Annotated in this window: 17 protein-coding genes; 12 read left to right on the plus strand and 5 right to left on the minus strand. The window is 55.9% G+C overall.

Annotation, left to right across the window (positions count from 1 at the left end):
• Position 1 precedes the first annotated feature (1 nt).
• Both PGR79_RS16880 and citS read right to left on the minus strand, forming a co-directional pair.
• Positions 2-250, minus strand: coding sequence for an oxaloacetate decarboxylase subunit gamma (locus PGR79_RS16880; RefSeq protein WP_430922099.1), 249 nt, complete (start codon positions 248-250; stop codon positions 2-4).
• Positions 251-407: 157 nt separating this feature from the next.
• Positions 408-1748 carry a citrate/sodium symporter CitS gene (gene citS / locus PGR79_RS16885; protein WP_113374390.1) on the minus strand — a complete coding sequence of 447 codons (1341 nt, stop codon included), beginning with the start codon at positions 1746-1748 and terminating at the stop codon, positions 408-410.
• A 256-nt stretch (positions 1749-2004) separates the two neighbouring features.
• On the opposite strand from citS, the gene citC reads away from it, so the two are divergent.
• From citC to PGR79_RS16930, 9 genes are all read left to right on the plus strand, one after another.
• Positions 2005-3033 (plus strand): [citrate (pro-3S)-lyase] ligase, encoded by a 1029-nt coding sequence (citC, locus tag PGR79_RS16890; RefSeq protein ID WP_430922101.1) that lies wholly within the window; start codon positions 2005-2007, stop codon positions 3031-3033.
• A 30-nt stretch (positions 3034-3063) separates the two neighbouring features.
• Positions 3064-3357, plus strand: a complete 294-nt coding sequence (gene citD / locus PGR79_RS16895) for a citrate lyase acyl carrier protein (protein ID WP_430922103.1) — start codon at positions 3064-3066, stop codon at positions 3355-3357.
• On the plus strand, positions 3354-4223 hold the full coding sequence (citE, locus tag PGR79_RS16900) for a citrate (pro-3S)-lyase subunit beta (RefSeq protein WP_015368307.1): 870 nt from the start codon (positions 3354-3356) through the stop codon (positions 4221-4223). Before citD ends, citE begins: the two co-directional genes overlap by 4 nt.
• Before the next feature lie 10 nt (positions 4224-4233).
• On the plus strand, positions 4234-5760 hold the full coding sequence (gene citF / locus PGR79_RS16905) for a citrate lyase subunit alpha (protein WP_308957718.1): 1527 nt from the start codon (positions 4234-4236) through the stop codon (positions 5758-5760).
• 19 nt (positions 5761-5779) lie between these two features.
• Positions 5780-6688: a triphosphoribosyl-dephospho-CoA synthase CitG gene (gene citG / locus PGR79_RS16910; protein ID WP_308957717.1), complete on the plus strand. Its 909-nt coding sequence runs from the start codon at positions 5780-5782 to the stop codon at positions 6686-6688.
• Positions 6689-6914: 226 nt separating this feature from the next.
• Positions 6915-7736, plus strand: a complete 822-nt coding sequence (gene dapB / locus PGR79_RS16915; protein WP_087860920.1) for a 4-hydroxy-tetrahydrodipicolinate reductase — start codon at positions 6915-6917, stop codon at positions 7734-7736.
• Positions 7737-8192: 456 nt separating this feature from the next.
• Positions 8193-9341 carry a glutamine-hydrolyzing carbamoyl-phosphate synthase small subunit gene (carA, locus tag PGR79_RS16920; protein ID WP_087860918.1) on the plus strand — a complete coding sequence of 383 codons (1149 nt, stop codon included), beginning with the start codon at positions 8193-8195 and terminating at the stop codon, positions 9339-9341.
• A 17-nt stretch (positions 9342-9358) separates the two neighbouring features.
• On the plus strand, positions 9359-12583 hold the full coding sequence (gene carB, locus PGR79_RS16925) for a carbamoyl-phosphate synthase large subunit (RefSeq protein ID WP_087860917.1): 3225 nt from the start codon (positions 9359-9361) through the stop codon (positions 12581-12583).
• Positions 12584-12751: 168 nt separating this feature from the next.
• On the plus strand, positions 12752-12985 hold the full coding sequence (locus PGR79_RS16930) for a YgdI/YgdR family lipoprotein (RefSeq protein ID WP_015704368.1): 234 nt from the start codon (positions 12752-12754) through the stop codon (positions 12983-12985).
• Positions 12986-13035: 50 nt separating this feature from the next.
• Here PGR79_RS16930 and PGR79_RS16935 read toward each other — a convergent pair whose 3' ends face one another.
• Positions 13036-15942 (minus strand): autotransporter outer membrane beta-barrel domain-containing protein, encoded by a 2907-nt coding sequence (locus PGR79_RS16935; RefSeq protein ID WP_430922105.1) that lies wholly within the window; start codon positions 15940-15942, stop codon positions 13036-13038.
• A gap of 375 nt (positions 15943-16317) precedes the next feature.
• On the opposite strand from PGR79_RS16935, the gene kefF reads away from it, so the two are divergent.
• The 3 genes from kefF (at position 16318) to folA (ending at position 19386) form a co-directional block, all read left to right on the plus strand.
• Complete coding sequence (gene kefF / locus PGR79_RS16940; protein ID WP_430922107.1) at positions 16318-16851, plus strand: glutathione-regulated potassium-efflux system oxidoreductase KefF; 534 nt, start codon at positions 16318-16320, stop codon at positions 16849-16851.
• On the plus strand, positions 16844-18709 hold the full coding sequence (gene kefC, locus PGR79_RS16945) for a glutathione-regulated potassium-efflux system protein KefC (RefSeq protein ID WP_015368295.1): 1866 nt from the start codon (positions 16844-16846) through the stop codon (positions 18707-18709). The genes kefF and kefC overlap by 8 nt, the downstream gene beginning before the upstream one ends.
• 197 nt (positions 18710-18906) lie before the next feature.
• Complete coding sequence (folA, locus tag PGR79_RS16950) at positions 18907-19386, plus strand: type 3 dihydrofolate reductase (RefSeq protein ID WP_015368294.1); 480 nt, start codon at positions 18907-18909, stop codon at positions 19384-19386.
• Between the two features lie 125 nt (positions 19387-19511).
• Here the strand turns inward: folA and apaH are convergent, their stop codons facing one another.
• Both apaH and apaG read right to left on the minus strand, forming a co-directional pair.
• On the minus strand, positions 19512-20360 hold the full coding sequence (gene apaH, locus PGR79_RS16955) for a bis(5'-nucleosyl)-tetraphosphatase (symmetrical) ApaH (RefSeq protein ID WP_045397283.1): 849 nt from the start codon (positions 20358-20360) through the stop codon (positions 19512-19514).
• A 4-nt stretch (positions 20361-20364) separates the two neighbouring features.
• Positions 20365-20742 (minus strand): Co2+/Mg2+ efflux protein ApaG, encoded by a 378-nt coding sequence (gene apaG, locus PGR79_RS16960; protein ID WP_087860914.1) that lies wholly within the window; start codon positions 20740-20742, stop codon positions 20365-20367.
• Position 20743 lies beyond the last annotated feature (1 nt).

The following is a 20743-nucleotide window of genomic DNA, read 5'->3' on the forward strand; positions in this document are numbered from 1 at the left end:
ATTAAGGATTAAGGCGGCGATGGTGGTGAATGGCGGCGACAATCGCCGGTTTTAAACGGGCGAAGTCATCGGCGGGCGCGACGGCCGCGGGCGCCGCTTTGGGCGCGGCAGGCGGCTCAGGGAACAGACGGGTAACGGCGACGGACATTCCCCGGATGGCGAAAATGAGCAGCAGCAGGAACGCCAGCACGAAGCCCATGCCGAGGAACATCAGGGTGAAGCCTTCGCCTAACAGAACGGCATCAGTCATAAAAAATCTCGAATAAGGGCACGATGGCGCGTTGGTTGGCGAGCTTGTCGACGCTTCCGGCTAAGGAGCAGGGTGGATTTCCCGCAGCCGCCCCCGGCGCTGGTCCCTGACTGGGTCAACTTCTTCGGCCGCTCAACGGCGCCATCGTGCGTATGGGTTAAATCATCATGCCGAACACGATGCTGGCGATGACCAGCACAATACCGCCGCCCAAACGGGAGGAGATTTGCGCATAAGAGATAAGGCTCATACGGTTACAGGCAGAAAGAACTTCCAGGTCGCCGGAACCGCCGCGGTTAGCCATACACAGGCCAGCGGTGATCGCTGATTCAATTGGGAAGAAGCCCATCATCCAGCCGCCGATCGCCGCGCCGATCACTGCGCCGATAACGATAATGGCGGCGATAACGACGTTAGCGAAGGTGATGGCGTTGATGATTTCCTGCAGGTCGGTGTAGCAAACGCCGACGCCGACCATCAGTACCCACAGCAGCTGTTTAGAGAAGAAATCAGACAGACGCTTGGCGCCGGCTTTGATTTCCGGTGAGCACAGGCCGGAGGCGTTCAGCGCCGCAACGATCAGTACCATCCACGCGAAGTAGTGAATCGAAACGCCGCCAATGCTTGGCAGGATTTTCTTCGCGACGACGTACGCCAGCAGGAAACAGGTCGTGGCAAGCACCAGACCGACGGCGGTTTCACGATGCGTGATTTGTCCCGCTTTCTCGTCATCTTCGACTTTGAACGAGGCTTTACGCACCAGTTCGCCTTCGCCGCTCATCCAGGTGTGTTTTTTGCCGATGATATCGAGGACGGCGGCAAAGACGATGGCGAAGATGTTAGCGATGGTCAGAATAGCGATAGCGGTTGAGTAATACTCTTCGCGAGAACGGCCGGTGACGGAGTGATAAATCTCCGACAGCGGAACCGCGCCCGCGCCGTTGCCGCCGCCCATGATCGGCAGGACGTACAGCATCATGATGCGATCTACCGGAATGCCGAACACCAGACCGATAGCGATGCCGAAAATCGACGCGCCGACAATGCCCATCAGGATGGTTGGAATATAGCCGAGCAGCGATTTCAGCAGCAGACGGCGGTTTACCGACAGAATCGCCCCGGTAATGAGTACCGCGATGAATAAGTTAAGGAAGTTACTTTCATCCATAACGTTGCTGATAGCATCGATTTCTTTTTGCGTGAAAATACCGGCATAAACGAAATAAGCGGCGACCAGGAAAATCATTACCGGGGCGCCACCTATATATTTGTTGAATATCGGTAGGCGTTTACCTATTTCGCCGAATATGGCGCCGATAATAAACATGATGGCAAAGCCGCCAACGATGTCGGTGGGTAAAGCGTTATAAAAATGTGAAAGTAATAGCGTAATTAACGCAAACGCGTAAAGGGGGAGCGGCATGCCGAAGATTTTAAATCCCAGCAGGTCGCTAACGCCCTTTTTCTCCGTCGCCGGAGCCTGACTCATGTTGGTCATAAACGTTTTCCTGTTTATTGATGGAGTAGTAATACCGGCGCATAGTAATAAATAGATTTAGTGCTAAGGTGTGATTGCCTTCACTGAATACTCGTGTTTTTTATTAATTTAATTATTTTTATTATTCTGAATTAATTAACAACATAAAAACCATAAAGCTAATTAAGCCACGGGGAAAACTGTGACTTAAATACAAGTATCAATAGTCGAACGCTGGCGAAATACAGTTCGTTTTAGAATAACGAAGCGCTAAAAAATGACTCTGATATTAAAACGCGTTCAGCTATTAAAGGATCAACCGCGGCGAGAGGCGATCGATCGGTTTCTTCATCAGCATCAGTTGTCGTTAGAAGCCGATTGCGAGATGGCAATCGTGGCGGAGTATCGGCAGCGGCTGGTCGGCTGCGGCGCCATTGCCGGTAATGTACTGAAATGCATCGCCGTCGATCCCTCGCTACAGGGGGAGGGGCTGAGCCTCAAATTACTGACCGAACTTCTGACGCTGGCCTATGAACTGGGGCGCAGCGAACTGTTCTTATTTACTAAACCGAGCAATGCCGTGCTGTTCTCCGGCGCCGGCTTCTGGTCGATAGCCCAGGCGGGCGACCGCGCCGTATTGATGGAAAACAGCCGCGAACGTCTGACTCGTTACTGTCGTCAGCTGGCGATGTACCGTCAACCGGGAAGAAAAATCGGCGCTATTGTGATGAACGCCAATCCCTTCACCCTTGGCCACCGCTGGCTGGTGGAACAGGCGGCACGGCAGTGCGACTGGCTGCATCTGTTTGTGGTCAAGGAGGATGCGTCCTGCTTTTCCTATCACGATCGCTTCACGCTGATCGAACAGGGGATTACCGGCATCGACAAAGTGACGCTGCACCCCGGTTCGGCGTATCTGATCTCGCGGGCGACGTTCCCCGGTTACTTCCTGAAAGAGCAGGGCGTGGTCGATGACTGCCACAGCCAGATTGACCTGCAGCTCTTCCGCGAACGTCTGGCCCCGGCGCTGCAGATAACCCATCGTTTTGTCGGCACCGAGCCGCTGTGTCCCCTGACCCGTAATTACAACCAACGCATGAAGTCACTGTTGGAAGCGCCAGGCGAGGCGCCGCCCATTGAAGTGGTTGAGCTGGCGCGAATCGAAAAAAATGGCGGGCCCGTGTCGGCCTCCCGAGTGCGCGAACTTTATCGGCAGCGCAACTGGCAGGCGGTCGCGGCACTGGTGCCGCCGGGAACCCTCTCTTTTCTGATGCAACTGGCGGAAAGCGAACATCAAACCGCCTGATTTTTATGCCCTAACTAAGGATTTTCCCCTATGGAAATGAAGATTGACGCCCTGGCCGGCACGCTGGAATCCAGCGATGTGATGGTCAGGATTGGACCGGCGGCGCAGCCGGGCATTCAGCTGGAAATCGACAGCATTGTGAAACAGCAGTTTGGCGCTGCGATTGAGCGGGTGGTCAGAGAAACGCTGGCGCAGCTTGGCGTGAAGCAGGCCAACGTGGTGGTCGATGATAAAGGCGCGCTGGAGTGCGTACTGCGGGCCCGCGTACAGGCCGCGGCGCTGCGGGCGGCGCAACAGTCCCAATTACAATGGAGCCAGCTATGAAACCACGTCGCAGTATGCTGTTCATCCCTGGCGCCAATGCCGCCATGTTAAGCACTTCATTCGTGTACGGCGCCGATGCGGTGATGTTCGACCTTGAAGATGCCGTTTCGCTACGCGAAAAAGATACCGCTCGCCTGTTGGTGCATCAGGCGCTGCAGCATCCGCTGTATCAGGATATCGAAACCGTGGTGCGTATTAACCCGCTGAATACGCCATTCGGTCTTGCCGACCTTGAAGCGGTAGTCCGCGCGGGCGTGGATATGGTGCGTCTGCCGAAAACCGACAGTAAAGAAGATATCCATGAGCTGGAAGCGCATGTTGAGCGGATTGAGCGCGAATGCGGCCGGGAAGTGGGCAGCACCAAACTGATGGCGGCTATTGAGTCGGCGCTGGGGGTGGTGAACGCGGTGGAGATCGCCCGCGCCAGCCCGCGTCTGGCGGCGATTGCGCTGGCGGCCTTCGATTACGTTATGGATATGGGCACTTCCCGCGGCGACGGTACTGAACTGTTCTATGCCCGCTGCGCCGTACTGCATGCGGCGCGCGTTGCCGGCATCGCCGCTTATGACGTGGTGTGGTCGGATATCAATAACGAAGAGGGCTTCCTGGCGGAAGCGAATCTGGCCAAAAACCTCGGCTTTAACGGCAAATCGTTGGTTAACCCACGACAAATAGAGCTCCTGCATCAGGTCTATGCCCCGACGCGCAAAGAGGTCGACCACGCGCTGGAAGTGATAGCCGCGGCGGAAGAAGCCGAAACGCGCGGTCTTGGCGTGGTATCGCTGAACGGCAAGATGATCGATGGACCGATTATCGACCATGCTCGCAAAGTGGTGGCGCTCTCGGCTTCCGGTATTCGTGATTAAGGGGAATAAGATGAAAGAGACAGTAACAATGCTTAATCAGCAGTACGTGATGCCGGAAGGGTTAGCGCCTTATGCGGGCGTGACGGCGAAAAGCCCGTGGTTGGCCAGCGAAAGCGAAAAACGTCAGCGTAAAATCTGCGATTCGCTGGAAACGGCGATTCGTCGTTCCGGTTTGCAAAACGGCATGACCATTTCGTTCCACCACGCGTTTCGCGGCGGTGACAAAGTCGTCAATATGGTGGTGGCGAAGCTGGCGGAAATGGGTTTTCGCGATCTGACGCTGGCATCCAGTTCGCTGATCGACGCCCACTGGCCGCTGATCGAGCATATTAAAAATGGCGTGATCCGCCAGATCTACACCTCCGGACTGCGCGGCAAGCTCGGCGAGGAGATCTCCGCCGGCTTGATGGAAAACCCGGTACAGATCCACTCCCATGGCGGTCGCGTACAGCTGATTCAAAGCGGCGAGCTGTCGATTGATGTCGCGTTTCTCGGCGTCCCCTGCTGCGATGAGTTTGGTAATGCCAACGGCTTTAGCGGAAAATCACGTTGCGGTTCGCTGGGCTATGCGCGCGTTGATGCGGAACATGCCAAATGCGTGGTGCTGCTGACCGAAGAGTGGGTGGCTTACCCTAACTACCCGGCCAGCATCGCTCAGGATCAGGTGGATCTGATTGTTCAGGTGGACGAAGTCGGCGATCCGGAAAAAATCACCGCTGGCGCGATCCGTCTGACCAGCAACCCGCGTGAGCTGCTAATTGCCCGTCAGGCGGCGAAAGTGGTTGAGCATTCCGGTTACTTTAAAGACGGTTTCTCGCTGCAGACCGGTACCGGCGGCGCCTCGCTGGCGGTGAGCCGCTTCCTCGAAGACAAAATGCGCCGTAACGGTATTACCGCCAGCTTTGGCCTTGGCGGGATCACCGGGACGATGGTTGACCTGCACGAAAAAGGGTTGATTAAAACGCTGCTCGATACCCAATCGTTCGATGGCGACGCGGCGCGTTCATTAGCGCAGAACCCGAATCACGTAGAGATTTCCACCAACCAGTATGCCAGCCCGGGCTCTAAAGGCGCCTCCTGCGAGCGCTTAAACGTGGTGATGCTCAGCGCGCTGGAAATCGATACCGACTTTAACGTTAACGTGATGACCGGCTCCAATGGCGTACTGCGCGGCGCATCCGGCGGCCATAGCGATACCGCCGCCGGCGCGGATTTGACCATCATTACCGCGCCATTAGTTCGCGGCCGTATTCCCTGCGTCGTGGAAAAAGTGCTGACCCGCGTCACGCCGGGAGCCAGCGTAGATGTGCTGGTCACCGACCATGGCATAGCGGTAAACCCGGCGCGCCAGGATCTGATCGACAATTTGCGCAACGCGGGCATTGCGCTGATGACTATTGAGGAACTGCAGCAGCGTGCGGAACTGCTAACCGGCAAGCCGCAGCCGATCGAGTTTACCGATCGGGTGGTGGCGGTGGTGCGCTATCGCGATGGCTCCGTGCTTGATGTTATTCGTCAGGTGAAAAACAGCGACTAAATGCAGAGGGGGAAGGGCAATGAGCGAAGTGTTAATCAATCCGCAGCGTTCGCTGCGCGTGAAACCGCTGAACGCTGAAGAGGTGGTCAGCGCGGTAGAGCGCGCGCTGTTGACCGAAGTTCGCCTGACCCCAAAGCCCGGGTTGGTGGATATTCGTAACGCTGGCGCCCATCACGATATGGACCTGGCCTCGTTTGAGGCCAGTACCGCGGTGGTGGCGCCGTGGATGGAGAAATTTTTCATCATGGGCCACGATACCGCGGCGATCGTGCCGGAACAGGTGTTAATGATGCTGCGTCCGGTGGGGATGGCCTGCGAAAACGATATGCTGGAGGCCACCGGCGGAGTGAATACCCATCGTGGGGCGATCTTCGCTTTTGGTTTGCTGAGCGCGGCGGCGGGAAGGCTGGTATCGAAAGGCGAGCCGATTGAACAGCATCGGCTGTGCGACCAGGTGGCGCGATTCTGTCGCGGCATGGTTATGCAAGAACTCTCCGCTTCCAGCGGCGAACCGTTAAGCAAAGGCGAAGCCCATTTTCTACGTTACGGCCTCTCCGGTGCTCGCGGCGAGGCTGAGAGCGGCTTTCGTACCGTACGCACCCAGGCGCTGCCGGTGTTCAACCGCATGATGGAAGAGACCGGCGATAGTAACCTGGCGCTGCTGCAAACCTTGCTGCATCTGATGGCATGGAATGATGACACCAATCTGGTTTCGCGCGGCGGGCTTGCCGGCCTGAACTTTGTGCAGCAGGAGGCGCAGCGGCTGTTGTGGCAGGGCGGCGTCATGGCTGACGGTGGGCTGGAGGCGCTACGCCAACTCGACGACGAGCTGATTGCTCGCCATCTCAGCCCCGGCGGCAGCGCAGATTTATTGGCGGTAACCTGGTTTTTATCCGCTTTCCCCGCAGGCGCGCTTTTCCCCCTTTGATTGCGTACAACAACGCCTTAGCCCGCGTCGCGCGGGCGGGGCGCTACGTGCCCCCTCCCGAATTTCACTACTTAAACGCCGAATCGCGGCACAATCATATAGTTTTTACTGATATCGACCGCCGTTTGTCATAAATTTCTAATTATCGGCGTTTTTGAGTAGCGGCTATGCAATGGGCTGGTTACTCTGAAAACAATTCACGTGAAGTTAACAAAAGAGAATAGCTATGCAAGATGCACAAATCCGCGTGGCCATCGCCGGCGCGGGCGGCCGGATGGGACGCCAGTTAATTCAGGCTGCGCTGCAAATGGACGGCGTGGCGCTTGGCGCGGCGCTGGAGCGCGAAGGTTCGAGCCTGGTGGGCAGCGATGCGGGCGAGCTGGCGGGCGTTGGTAAATCAGGCGTTACCGTCCAAAGCAGCCTGGCGGCGGTAAGCAATGATTTCGATGTTTTAATCGATTTTACCCGCCCGGAAGGCACGCTCAACCATCTGGCTTTCTGCCGTCAGTACGGCAAAGGGATGGTGATCGGCACTACCGGTTTTGATGATGCCGGAAAGCAGGCGATTAGCGATGCCGCACAGGAGATTGCTATCGTCTTTGCCGCTAACTTTAGCGTTGGCGTCAACGTGTTGTTAAAGCTGCTGGAGAAGGCGGCGAAGGTGATGGGCGATTATACCGATATCGAAATCATCGAAGCGCACCATAGGCATAAAGTGGACGCCCCGTCAGGCACCGCGCTGGCGATGGGTGAGGCGATCGCCGGGGCACTGAACAAAGATCTGAAGGACTGCGCCGTCTACAGCCGTGAGGGCCATACCGGTGAACGTGTTCCGGGTACTATTGGTTTCGCTACCGTTCGCGCGGGCGACATCGTCGGCGAACATACGGCGATGTTCGCTGATATCGGCGAACGTATCGAAATTACCCATAAGGCCTCCAGCCGGATGACATTTGCTAATGGCGCCGTTCGTTCTGCTTTGTGGCTGAAAGGCAAAAAAAATGGTCTATTTGACATGAAAGATGTGCTTGATCTGAATGCTTTATAATGATTATTACCCATCGTGATGTGGTTATTGCATTCAATATGTAATTGATTGCAAAGGGCAATATTTTATTGCCCTTTTTTATTTTGAGTGCTTTTATCTTTTTTTCTTCTTAAGGCTTCAAAAAACTATATCTTACTAATGTTTTTAGTTATTGAATTGTAAATTTTGACCATCCGGTCCACTTTTTCCCCCTCCGTCGAATGATTTTACAGTTTTCCTCGCCCGCAAGCGTTTTCTCAACCAGGTTAGTTGATCTTTTTACCGTGAAAAACGCCCGTTACGCGCCAGTGGCGTAAAATAAGATTAAAAATATCCGCTTTAAGTTGACTTTTACCCGACATCTCTCCAGAATGCCGCCGTTTGCCAAAATTCTGCGGGCAAAAATTTGCATTGATTCAGATCTACGTTCTGCATTAATATGCAAATAAAGTGAGTGAATATTCTCTGGAGGGTGTTTTGATTAAGTCAGCGCTTTTGGTTCTGGAAGACGGAACCCAGTTTCACGGTCGGGCCATTGGGGCAACCGGCACGGCGGTTGGGGAAGTCGTTTTCAATACTTCAATGACCGGTTATCAAGAAATCCTCACTGATCCTTCCTATTCCCGCCAAATCGTCACTCTTACTTATCCCCATATTGGTAATGTCGGCACCAACGCCGCCGATGAAGAATCTTCCCAGGTACACGCACAAGGTCTGGTGATCCGCGACCTGCCGCTGATTGCCAGCAACTTCCGCAATACCGAAGACCTTTCTTCTTACCTCAAGCGCCATAACATTGTGGCCATTGCCGATATCGATACCCGTAAGCTGACGCGTTTACTGCGTGAGAAAGGGGCGCAGAATGGCTGCATCATCGCGGGCGATAACCTTGATGCCCAGCTGGCGCTGGAAAAAGCTCAGGCGTTCCCTGGCCTGAACGGTATGGATCTGGCGAAAGAGGTCACTACCGCAGAAACCTACGCCTGGACCCAGGGGAGCTGGACACTGGCGGGCGACCTGCCGGAAGCGAAGGCGGAAAGCGAGCTGCCGTTCCACGTCGTGGCTTATGACTTCGGCGCCAAGCGCAACATCCTGCGGATGCTGGTTGACCGCGGTTGTCGCCTGACTATCGTTCCGGCGCAAACGTCGGCTGAAGACGTGCTTAAGCTGAATCCGGACGGTATTTTCCTCTCCAACGGCCCAGGCGACCCGGCGCCGTGCGATTACGCCATCACGGCGATTGAAAAATTCCTCACCACCGATATTCCGGTCTTTGGCATCTGTCTCGGCCATCAGCTGCTGGCGCTGGCGAGCGGTGCGAAGACCATTAAGATGAAATTCGGCCACCACGGCGGCAACCACCCGGTTAAAGATATCGATAACAACGTCGTGATGATTACCGCCCAGAACCACGGCTTTGCCGTTGATGAAGCGACGCTGCCTGCCAACCTGCGCGTGACCCATAAGTCACTGTTCGACGGCACCCTGCAGGGGATCCATCGTACCGACAAGCCGGCGTTTAGCTTCCAGGGTCACCCTGAAGCGAGCCCGGGCCCGCACGATGCCGCGCCGCTGTTCGACCACTTTATCGAGTTAATTGAGCAATACCGTCAGTCCGCGAAATAATCAGGAGTAAAAGAGCCATGCCAAAACGTACAGACATAAAAAGTATCCTGATTCTGGGCGCGGGCCCGATTGTTATCGGTCAGGCGTGTGAGTTTGACTACTCTGGCGCCCAGGCCTGTAAAGCCCTGCGCGAAGAGGGTTACCGCGTTATTCTGGTGAACTCCAACCCGGCGACTATCATGACCGACCCGGAAATGGCCGATGCGACCTATATCGAGCCGATTCACTGGGAAGTGGTGCGTAAAATTATCGAAAAAGAGCGCCCGGACGCGGTGCTGCCGACCATGGGCGGCCAGACCGCGCTGAACTGCGCGCTGGAGCTGGAGCGTCAGGGCGTGCTGGCAGAGTTCGGCGTGACCATGATTGGCGCGACCGCCGATGCGATCGATAAAGCGGAAGACCGCCGTCGCTTCGACGTGGCGATGAAGAAAATCGGCCTCGACACCGCGCGTTCCGGCATTGCGCACACCATGGAAGAAGCGCTGGCGGTGGCCGCTGACGTTGGCTTCCCATGCATCATCCGTCCGTCCTTTACTATGGGCGGCACCGGCGGCGGTATTGCCTATAACCGCGAAGAGTTCGAAGAAATCTGCGAACGCGGCCTGGATCTCTCTCCGACCAACGAACTGCTGATTGATGAATCGCTGATCGGCTGGAAAGAGTACGAGATGGAAGTGGTGCGCGATAAGAACGATAACTGCATTATCGTCTGCTCGATTGAAAACTTCGATGCCATGGGGATTCACACCGGCGACTCCATCACCGTCGCCCCGGCGCAGACCCTGACCGACAAAGAATACCAAATCATGCGTAACGCCTCGATGGCGGTACTGCGTGAAATCGGCGTGGAAACCGGCGGCTCTAACGTACAGTTCTCGGTGAACCCGAAAGATGGTCGCCTGATCGTCATCGAAATGAACCCGCGCGTCTCCCGCTCTTCGGCGCTGGCTTCCAAAGCGACCGGCTTCCCGATTGCCAAAGTGGCAGCGAAGCTGGCGGTGGGTTACACCCTCGACGAACTGATGAACGATATCACCGGCGGCCGTACTCCGGCCTCCTTCGAACCGTCCATCGATTACGTTGTGACCAAAATTCCACGCTTTAACTTCGAAAAATTCGCTGGCGCTAACGACCGTCTGACAACGCAGATGAAATCCGTCGGCGAAGTGATGGCGATTGGCCGCACGCAGCAGGAATCGCTGCAGAAAGCACTGCGTGGCCTGGAAGTGGGCGCCACCGGCTTCGACCCGAAAGTTAGCCTCGACGATCCGGAAGCGCTGACCAAAATCCGCCGCGAGCTGAAAGACGCGGGCGCCGAGCGTATCTGGTACATCGCTGATGCCTTCCGCGCCGGTCTCTCCGTCGACGGCGTCTTCAACCTGACCAACATCGACCGCTGGTTCCTAGTACAAATCGAAGAACTGGTGCGCCTGGAAGAGAAAGTGGCGGCAGTGGGCATCAACGGCCTCGACGCTGATTTCCTGCGTCACCTGAAGCGTAAAGGCTTTGCCGATGCGCGTCTGGCGAAGCTGGCGGGCGTGCGCGAAGCGGAAATCCGCAAGCTGCGCGACCAGTACAACCTGCACCCGGTCTACAAGCGCGTGGATACCTGCGCGGCGGAATTCGCCACCGATACCGCCTACATGTATTCCACCTATGAAGACGAGTGCGAATCCAACCCGTCCGTAGACCGCGATAAAATCATGGTTCTCGGCGGCGGCCCGAACCGTATCGGCCAGGGTATCGAATTTGACTACTGCTGCGTACACGCCTCGCTGGCGCTGCGCGAAGACGGTTACGAGACCATCATGGTTAACTGTAACCCGGAAACCGTTTCGACCGACTACGACACCTCCGACCGTCTGTACTTCGAGCCGGTAACGCTTGAGGACGTACTGGAAATCGTGCGCATCGAGAAGCCGAAAGGCGTTATCGTGCAGTACGGCGGCCAGACCCCGCTGAAGCTGGCGCGTGAACTGGAAGCCGCAGGCGTACCGGTTATCGGCACCAGCCCGGATGCTATCGACCGTGCTGAAGACCGCGAGCGCTTCCAGCATGCGGTTGACCGCCTGAAGCTGAAGCAGCCGGCGAACGCCACCGTGACCGCGCTTGAGCAAGCGGTTGAGAAGGCAAAAGAGATCGGTTATCCGCTGGTGGTGCGTCCGTCCTACGTACTGGGCGGCCGCGCGATGGAAATCGTCTACGACGAGGCTGACCTGCGCCGTTACTTCCAGACCGCGGTGAGCGTCTCCAACGATGCGCCGGTACTGCTGGACCGCTTCCTCGACGACGCGGTTGAAGTTGACGTCGACGCTATCTGCGATGGCGAAATGGTGCTGATTGGCGGCATCATGGAGCACATCGAACAAGCGGGCGTACACTCCGGCGACTCCGCCTGTTCTCTGCCTGCCTACACTCTGAGCAAAGAGATTCAGGATGTGATGCGCGAGCAGGTGCAGAAGCTGGCCTTCGAGCTGCAGGTTCGCGGCTTGATGAACGTACAGTTCGCAGTGAAGAACAACGAAGTGTACCTGATTGAAGTCAACCCGCGCGCGGCGCGTACCGTACCGTTCGTGTCGAAAGCCACCGGCGTCCCGCTGGCGAAAGTGGCGGCGCGCGTGATGGCTGGTAAAACGCTGGCGCAGCAGGGCGTCACCAAAGAAATCATCCCGCCGTACTATTCGGTCAAAGAAGTGGTGCTGCCGTTCAACAAATTCCCGGGCGTTGACCCGCTGTTAGGGCCGGAAATGCGCTCTACCGGGGAAGTGATGGGCGTGGGCCGCACCTTCGCGGAAGCGTTCGCCAAAGCGCAGCTGGGCAGCAACTCCACGATGAAGAAACAGGGCCGCGCGCTGCTCTCCGTTCGCGAAGGCGACAAAGAGCGCGTTGTCGACCTGGCGGCAAAACTGCTGAAACAGGGCTTCGAGCTGGATGCAACCCACGGCACCGCGATTGTTCTGGGCGAAGCCGGTATCAACCCGCGTCTGGTGAACAAGGTGCATGAAGGTCGTCCGCACATTCAGGACCGTATCAAGAATGGCGAGTACACCTACATCATCAATACCACCGCAGGACGTCAGGCGATTGAAGACTCCAAGCTGATTCGCCGCAGCGCGCTGCAGTACAAAGTGCATTATGACACCACCCTGAACGGCGGTTTCGCCACCGCGATGGCGCTGAATGCCGATGCGACCGAGAAGGTCATTTCGGTGCAGGAAATGCACGCGCAAATCACCAAATAAGCGTACCGGCCGGGCCGGAAAGCGAAACACGGGGGCTGACGATATCGTCAGCCCCATTTTTTTACGGCACTCATCTTCGGAGAGTTCTGCTTTTATCTGTCTGTCAGGTCAGGCTAACTATAGTTAGCACGATAACGATACCAATTGATGAAAAGACAGGAGGATACAATGCGGAACAAAATTCTGGTGGCATCCGCGCTGGCGGCAACGGCGATGGTATTTGTGGCAGGTTGCTCATCAAATCAGTCGCTCAAAACGACAGATGGCAAAACAATTGTGACCAGCGGTAAGCCGCAGGTCGATGATGATACTGGCCTGGTATCCTACAAAAATGCGGAAACCGGTCGCGTGGAGCAGATTAATCGCGACCAGGTGAAGTCTATGGACGAGCTGGATAACTAAAAAAAAGCAGTGGCTTCGGCCACTGCTTTTTACCTTTCATTGTACGGCGATTACCAACGGTGATTCAGCAGAATGTGGCCGCCATAAGCGGCGTAGCTGTTTTCACCCCATTCGCCGCTGGCGCGCAGCGAGATAGTGGTCGTCTCGTTCACATTGCCGGTCACGCCCAGCTCTAACTGACCGCGGTCGTCCGGCGTATCGTTGCTGACTTTTTCACCATTGAACGCCAGATCGTTTTGACCCGCGCCTTTCAACCAGTTCACCGCGATATACGGCTGCCATGTTTTAACATCGTGCTGCTCGAAGTAGCTGCTCTTCACGCCGAGACGACCAAACAGGCTATTGTTGTCCAGGGTGGTTACCCGCACGCCATCCGGGTCGGTATGATTTTCCTGATCGAGATAGCTGTAGATCACCTGCGCCTGAGGCTCAATCTTCCACGTACGCGCGCTTTCTGAAGGGATCACCCACGCATGGCCGACTTCAACAGAGGCGGCAAAACCCTTACTGTCATACTTTTCATTGTTGCGATTGCTGGTGACGGTGTTGTTATACCAGCTGTATGACGCCCAGGTATCGATGTAGCTGCCGAGACGTAATTTCGGATCTTCCTGCCAGGTGGCATACTGGCCAACGTTGAAACCGTCGACTTTACCCTGCGCATCACGCACGTTGTGTTTCGCATCCGAATCCGTTTTCGCCTGGCCTGCGCCAAACATGCCGCCCGCACGCAGCATTCCTTTGTCCATCGGCTTGCTCATGAAATCACTGCCGAGCTGGAGCACGGTGGTGGTGGTGTCGTAGCTGACTTTATCGCCGCCGGCGTCGTTCTCATGATAGCGGCCCTTCACGTACATCCAGGTGTTCAGATTGTCTTCGTTGCGGAAAGTGAGCTGGTCGCGATCGTCACGTTTATGCAGGAACATACTCTGTGCCGCAAGGTAGTTGCCCAGATAAGCACCGACTTCCGGGGCCATTACTTCTGGCGCGGATTGATCGCCATTATCGGTATTGCTGCCGCCATCGGTATTGTTGCCGCCATCGGTATTGCTGCCGCCATCGGTATTGCTGCCGCCATCGGTGCTGCTGCCGCCATCGGTGCCGCTGCCGCCATCGGTGCCGCTGCCGCCATCGGTGCCGCTGTCATCATCGTCGGTATCATCCGACGGATCGTCAGACGGGGTCGCTTTGGATTCCAGATACCAGTTGCCGTTGTTGTGCTGATAAAGATCGTATTCATAAGCTCCGGCGACAACTGGTTTTGACAAGGTTAGCTGTGCTTCAGAACTGCCGCCGACGCTGACAATCTCCATGCCATTAACGGTTTGCGCGCCCACTCCGCCGATGTTGGCGATACTGATGCCGGATTGACCGTAGCTGCTGCCGGTGATCGACAAATGGTCGGTCGGTGAACTGTCTTCGCCAAGCTGACTGTTCATCACGATTTGGCTGCCGGCAGAACCGCTATAGTCGCCGTTAATCGTAAAATTGTTGCCAACGCTATTATCCGCGGCGCTAAGCAACAGCGTGCCGCTGTTGCTCACATTGCCATTAATGGTGTCGACGCCGGATGTTCTTAACGTGGCGTTTCCTTCAATTGCATTCCACGCCGCGAGGACACCTCCGCTGAGGATATCAATGTTGTTATTGACTTCGCCTGCGCTGGCAAATTGCGCGCCATTGTTGATAGTGAGGGTGGCATCGCTACCGGATGCTCCGAGAGTCGCGCCTTCTGCGACCAGAGTCGTGCCGCTTTTGAGCACGGTATCGCCGGTATAGCTATTGGCGCCGGTGAGCGTCAGCGTGTTGGTATCGACTTTTTCCACGTTACCGCTACCGATGATGCCGGTGGCAAAAGTAGAATCGCTTCCCTGATTGAAGATCAGCGTGCCGTTATTGGTCAGGCTACCGGTGAGGGTTGCGGTTTTCTGCCCGTCGCCCAACTGCAGCGTGGCCGCTTCCGCGACCAGCGTGTTACCACTATTAGCGACAGCGCCCCCCAGCGTCAACTGGCCGCTATTCACCTGGAGGGAATCGCCGCTGCCGATGATGTCGAGGTTGCCGGTGAGCGTCCAGTTTTCACCGTTCATTTTCACGGAGGCAAAACCGTCGCCGTCGTTAAGGCCGACAAAGTTACTGTCTTCCGTTCCGGTACCGACCAGCGAGACGGTGTTACCCGTTGAGCCCGTGGAGATGACATCGCCGATGAGAGAAGAGCCGGTATTGAGTACCAGGCTGTTATTTTTGCTGCTGGCAAACATCACGGCCGCATCGCCGCCGCCAAGTAAACCGCTGTTGATGATATCGGCTTTCGCGCTATCAACGATGTTGATCCCGTTCTGGCTGCCCTGCACGGTGCCGCTGTTGTTAATTTTGCTGTTGCCGTTGCTTAACGCAACACCATCGCCTGCGGTACCGGTGATGGCGCCGCTGTTATCTAACCCGAGGCCAATTTGCGAACTCAGGCCGTTTTTCCCGGTGATCACGCCGGTATCGGTATTGGTGATACTAATTGCCGATGACTCTTCGCTAACGAAAATACCGTTGTTAGCGCCAGTAATGATTCCGCTATTATTAAAATCACCTGCCATTGATTGTACGTTAACGGCATTATCAGTTGCAGATGAAATAATTGCATTTTCATTATTATTAATTTCAACGGATTGACCTTCGATATTAATATCCAGTCCGATTCCCGTTCCGGCAATATTGCCTTCATTGGTGACTTTTTTGACGTTCATTCCGCTAACGGATACTGCTGGGGTGTTATCTGCGGAGGAGACGGTGACGTCTCTACTGATGGCGTATTCCGTGTCGGTGGAGAAGTTTTGCGGTACTGAAGTTGACTGGTCAATCGTGCCTGCGCTGACAACAATTGGCGTAAACATTAATAAGGCGGGAAATATTCTCGCCAGTGTTTTGGTTGTTCTGTTTAGTTCAAAGTGTTTGTTGCTCATATACACGTCCATTTGCGTAAATAGCGCTTCCGGTTAACGCTATATATTAGAATTTCGTTTTTAGATTGAAAATTTTTGGGCTCAAGATGAAGAGCGTAAAATTATTGGTTGTACATTGTGGAGTGTATAGGTTTATTTATTAAAGAATGATTTAATCTCGTCTTAAAATATGCATTGACTGTATTATTTGTAATAATAAATTCGTATGGGGAATTGAATGGGACGACGATTGCCCCCTGGAGCGTCTGCAATTCTTTCGTGATGGAAGGATTATCATTGGCTGTATTCGACTTCTCCTCAGGCATTCCCCCCTTTCAGTGAGCGAGTTAACTGTCTACACTCACTGCTACAAGAATACAAAAGACAGGCCCATTCATGATTCTGATAATTTACTCGCATCCTTATCCGCATCACTCGCATGCGAATAAGCGGATGCTTGAGCAAGCAGGGACGCTTGATGGCGTAGAGATACGCTCCCTCTATGAGCTATATCCCGACTTCAATATCGATATCGCTGCCGAGCAGGCGGCGCTGGCGCGCGCCGATCTGGTTATCTGGCAGCATCCGATGCAGTGGTACAGCGTTCCACCGCTGTTAAAACTGTGGATGGATAAAGTACTGTCCCACGGCTGGGCGTACGGCCACAACGGTATTGCGTTACACGGTAAATCGCTGATGTGGGCGGTTACCACCGGCGGCGGCGAAAGCCATTTCGATATTGGTTCATTCTCCGGCTTTGACGTGCTGGCGCAGCCTCTGCAGGCGACGGCGCTGTACTGTGGCATGAAATGGCTGCCGCCGTTTGCGATGCACTGTACCTTTATCTGCGATGACGAAACGCTGCAGGCGCAGGCCCGTCATTATCGTCAACGCTTAATCGAATGGCAGGAGACGCATAACAATGGATAGCCATACGCTAATACAGGCGCTGATTTACCTCGGCTCCGCTGCGCTTATCGTGCCGATCGCCGTGCGTCTGGGACTGGGATCGGTGCTGGGATATCTGATTGCCGGCTGCGTTATCGGCCCATGGGGACTGCGACTAGTCACTGACGCTGAGGCGATTCTGCATTTCGCCGAAATCGGCGTGGTGCTGATGTTGTTTGTTATAGGCCTTGAGTTGGATCCGCAGCGCCTATGGAAACTGCGCGCCTCGGTATTTGGCGGCGGTGCGCTGCAAATGGTGGTGTGCGGCGCGTTTATCGGGCTGTTCTGCATGCTGCTTGGCTTGCGCTGGCAGGTGGCGGAGCTTATCGGGATGACGTTGGCGCTGTCGTCGACGGCGATTGCCATGCAGGCGATGAACGAACGTAACCTGACGGTGACGCAACTAGGGCGGAGCGCCTTTGCCGTGCTGTTGTTCCAGGATATCGCCGCTATTCCTTTGGTCGCGATGATTCCGCTGCTGGCGGCCAGCGGCGGTTCAACGACCCTGGCCGCGTTTGCGCTGTCGGCGTTGAAAGTGGCCGGCGCGCTGGCGCTGGTGGTGCTATTAGGGCGCTATCTGACCCGGCCGGTGCTGCGCTTTGTTGCCCGTTCCGGTCTGCGCGAAGTATTCAGCGCCGTGGCCCTGTTCCTGGTCTTTGGCTTCGGATTGCTGCTTGAGGAAGTCGGGCTGTCGATGGCGATGGGCGCGTTTCTTGCCGGGGTGCTTCTGGCAAGTTCTGAATACCGCCATGCGCTGGAGAGCGATATCGAACCGTTTAAAGGGTTGCTGTTGGGACTGTTCTTTATCGGCGTCGGTATGTCTATCGACTTCGGTACCCTCGTCACCCATCCGCTACGTATCCTGATCCTGCTGGTGGGTTTTTTGGCGATTAAAGCCTTGATGCTATGGCTGATTGCTAAACCCCTGGGTGTACCGCGCGCGCAGCGACGCTGGTTTGCCGTACTGCTGGGGCAGGGAAGTGAGTTCGCTTTCGTGGTCTTCGGCGCCGCGCAGATGGCCGATGTGCTGGATAGCGAGTGGGCGAAGGCGCTGACGCTGGCGGTGGCCCTATCGATGGCGGCAACGCCCATTCTGCTGGTGCTGCTGACGCGGATGGAGAAATCCGCCAGCGGCCAGGAGCGCGAAGCGGATGAGATTGACGAAGAGCAACCGCGGGTGATTATCGCCGGTTTTGGCCGCTATGGGCAGATTGCCGGGCGTGTGCTGCTTTCCAGCGGCGTGAAAATGGTTATCCTCGATCACGACCCGGACCACGTTGATACCCTGCGCAAGTTCGATATGAAGGTGTTTTACGGCGATGCCACGCGGGTGGATCTGCTGGAATCGGCGGGGGCGGCAAAGGCTGAAGTGCTGATTAACGCCATCGACGATCCGCAGGCCAGCCTGCAGCTGGTGGAGTTGGCGAAAGAGCACTTCCCACATCTGCAGATCATTTCGCGCGCCCGCGATGTCGATCACTACATTCAGCTGCGCCAGGCCGGAGTGGAAGCGCCGGAGCGTGAAACCTTCGAATCGGCGCTGAAAAGCGGCCGTATGACGCTGGAGGCCTTAGGTCTGGGCGCTTATGAGGCCCGCGAGCGCGCCGATCTGTTCCGCCGTTTCAACCAGCAGATGGTGGAAGAGATGGTGGCGATGGCGGAAAATGATGCCGCCTCTCGCGTGGCGGTGTTCAAGCGAACCAGCGATATGCTTACCGGCATCATCAATGAGGACCGTAATCATCTGTCGCTGGTGCAGCGTCACGGCTGGCAAGGTACCGAAGAAGGACGGCACACCGGAGACGTTCGCGATGAGCCGGAGAATAAGCCTTCAACCTGAGGTGGTAAGCAGATGTTGCGTTAACTTTACAGCTAACATTTTGTTTTCAATTTAGTTCCTGATCTGGCGGCTCATGAGGGTTACGTGGGCTCGCCAGCAAATCTAAAAATTTTCTTATTCTTTACTCTTCGTTCAGTCGACGAAGTATTACGCTTTCCGTATAGTGGCGGCAATTTTTTGCATTCGGGATATTTTCAATGATTAGTCTGATTGCGGCGTTAGCTGTAGATCGCGTAATTGGCATGGAGAACGCTATGCCATGGGACTTGCCTGCCGATCTCGCCTGGTTTAAACGTAATACCTTAAACAAGCCGGTGGTAATGGGGCGTTTGACCTGGGAATCCATCGGTCGCCCGTTGCCAGGACGTAAAAATATCGTTATCAGCAGCAAGCCAGGCAGCGACGATCGCGTGCAGTGGGTGAAGTCTGTTGATGAAGCGATTGCCGCCTGCGGCGACGCGGAAGAGATTATGGTGATTGGCGGTGGCCGCGTTTACGAGCAGTTCCTGCCGAAAGCGCACAAACTCTACCTGACCCATATTGATGCGGAAGTGGAAGGCGATACCCATTTCCCGGATTACGATCCGGACGAGTGGGAATCGGTGTTCAGTGAGTTCCACGATGCCGACGCGCAAAATTCCCATAGCTACTGCTTCGAGATCCTCGAGCGTCGTTAAGCTAACATAGCGTGGATTAAAAAACCCCGGTCGCGTCAGGCGTGGCCGGGGTTTTGTTTTATCAGGAATCTTCCGTACCGGAGGTAGCCCGGATAAGGCGCAGCGCGCCGCCATCCGGGATCGACTCAGGAGGCGACCGCTTCGCCTTCGTCGAGGCTTTTCTGGCGGTTGGAACGCTGGGTGAAATACGTTTTATCTTCCCAGCGCAGGCAGGTCAGGTCGCCTCCCCAGCAGCAGCCGGTATCCAGCGCGTAGATGCCTTCCGGGGTACCGCGGCCTTCCAGCGACGCCCAATGACCAAAGGCGATACTGTACTCGCGGGCAACCGGGCCCGGAATGGCAAACCATGGCTTAAGCGGGGCAGGCGCGTCTTCCGGCGCCTCTTTGCTGTACATATCCAACTGGCCGTTCGGGAAGCAATAGCGCATGCGGGTGAAGGCGTTGGTGATAAAGCGCAGGCGCGCCAGGCCGCTGAGCTCGTTGCTCCAGTGGTTCGGCATATCGCCATACATCGCGTCGAGGAAGAACGGATAGGAGTCGCTCGCCAGCACGGCTTCGACATCGCGCGCGCACTGTTTGGCGGTTTCCAGATCCCACTGCGGCGTGATGCCGGCATGAGCCATCACCAGCTTTTTCTCTTCGTCGACCTGCATCAGCGGCTGGCGACGCAGCCAGTTGAGCAGTTCGTCAGCGTCCGGTGCTTCCAGCAGCGGCGTCAGGCGGTCTTTGGGCTTGTTGCGGCTAATGCCGGCAAACACCGCCAGTAGATGCAGGTCATGGTTGCCCAGCACGATGCGCACGCTATCGCCGAGCGTTTTCACGAACCGCAGCACTTCCAGAGAACCGGGGCCGCGCGCGACCAGGTCGCCGGTGAGCCACAGGGTATCCGTATCAGGGTTAAACTCCACCTGCTCCAGCAATGCGATCAGTTCATCGTAGCAACCATGAATGTCGCCAATAAGGTATGTAGCCATTGTTTTAATGTATAAGCGTTGGAACTGCGAGACGGAAGACAGGGATCTCGATAGTGAACGGTACGCCGTTGCTATCAATCATCTCATAATGACCCTGCATGGTGCCCAGCGGCGTTTCGATAACCGCGCCGCTGGTGTATTGATACTCTTCGCCGGCAGGGATGTGCGGCTGTTCGCCGACGACCCCTTCACCCTGGACTTCCGTCTCGCGACCGTGTCCATTGGTGATAAGCCAGTAGCGGCCGAGAAGCTGAACCTGACTCCGCCCCAGGTTGCGAATGGTGACGGTGTAAGCGAAGACGTAGCGCTCTTCTTCCGGAGAAGATTGCGATTCGATATAGACGCTTTGCACCTGGACGCAAACACGAGGCGAATTAATCATG

It is taken from the genome of Klebsiella sp. 141161, from assembly GCF_050600815.1.
Taxonomy (GTDB): Bacteria; Pseudomonadota; Gammaproteobacteria; order Enterobacterales; family Enterobacteriaceae; genus Klebsiella; species Klebsiella aerogenes.

Bases quoted from the DNA above. Each gene is read 5' to 3' on its own strand.
- kefF (WP_430922107.1), top strand. From the start codon at position 16,318: ATGATTCTGATAATTTACTCGCATCCTTATCCGCATCACTCGCATGCG.
- PGR79_RS16880 (WP_430922099.1), bottom strand. From the start codon at position 250: ATGACTGATGCCGTTCTGTTAGGCGAAGGCTTCACCCTGATGTTCCTC.
- citF (WP_308957718.1), top strand. From the start codon at position 4,234: ATGAAAGAGACAGTAACAATGCTTAATCAGCAGTACGTGATGCCGGAA.
- apaG (WP_087860914.1), bottom strand. From the start codon at position 20,742: ATGATTAATTCGCCTCGTGTTTGCGTCCAGGTGCAAAGCGTCTATATC.
- PGR79_RS16935 (WP_430922105.1), bottom strand. From the start codon at position 15,942: ATGAGCAACAAACACTTTGAACTAAACAGAACAACCAAAACACTGGCG.
- folA (WP_015368294.1), top strand. From the start codon at position 18,907: ATGATTAGTCTGATTGCGGCGTTAGCTGTAGATCGCGTAATTGGCATG.
- citC (WP_430922101.1), top strand. From the start codon at position 2,005: ATGACTCTGATATTAAAACGCGTTCAGCTATTAAAGGATCAACCGCGG.
- citS (WP_113374390.1), bottom strand. From the start codon at position 1,748: ATGACCAACATGAGTCAGGCTCCGGCGACGGAGAAAAAGGGCGTTAGC.
- dapB (WP_087860920.1), top strand. From the start codon at position 6,915: ATGCAAGATGCACAAATCCGCGTGGCCATCGCCGGCGCGGGCGGCCGG.
- kefC (WP_015368295.1), top strand. From the start codon at position 16,844: ATGGATAGCCATACGCTAATACAGGCGCTGATTTACCTCGGCTCCGCT.
- PGR79_RS16930 (WP_015704368.1), top strand. From the start codon at position 12,752: ATGCGGAACAAAATTCTGGTGGCATCCGCGCTGGCGGCAACGGCGATG.
- carB (WP_087860917.1), top strand. From the start codon at position 9,359: ATGCCAAAACGTACAGACATAAAAAGTATCCTGATTCTGGGCGCGGGC.
- citE (WP_015368307.1), top strand. From the start codon at position 3,354: ATGAAACCACGTCGCAGTATGCTGTTCATCCCTGGCGCCAATGCCGCC.
- apaH (WP_045397283.1), bottom strand. From the start codon at position 20,360: ATGGCTACATACCTTATTGGCGACATTCATGGTTGCTACGATGAACTG.
- citG (WP_308957717.1), top strand. From the start codon at position 5,780: ATGAGCGAAGTGTTAATCAATCCGCAGCGTTCGCTGCGCGTGAAACCG.
- citD (WP_430922103.1), top strand. From the start codon at position 3,064: ATGGAAATGAAGATTGACGCCCTGGCCGGCACGCTGGAATCCAGCGAT.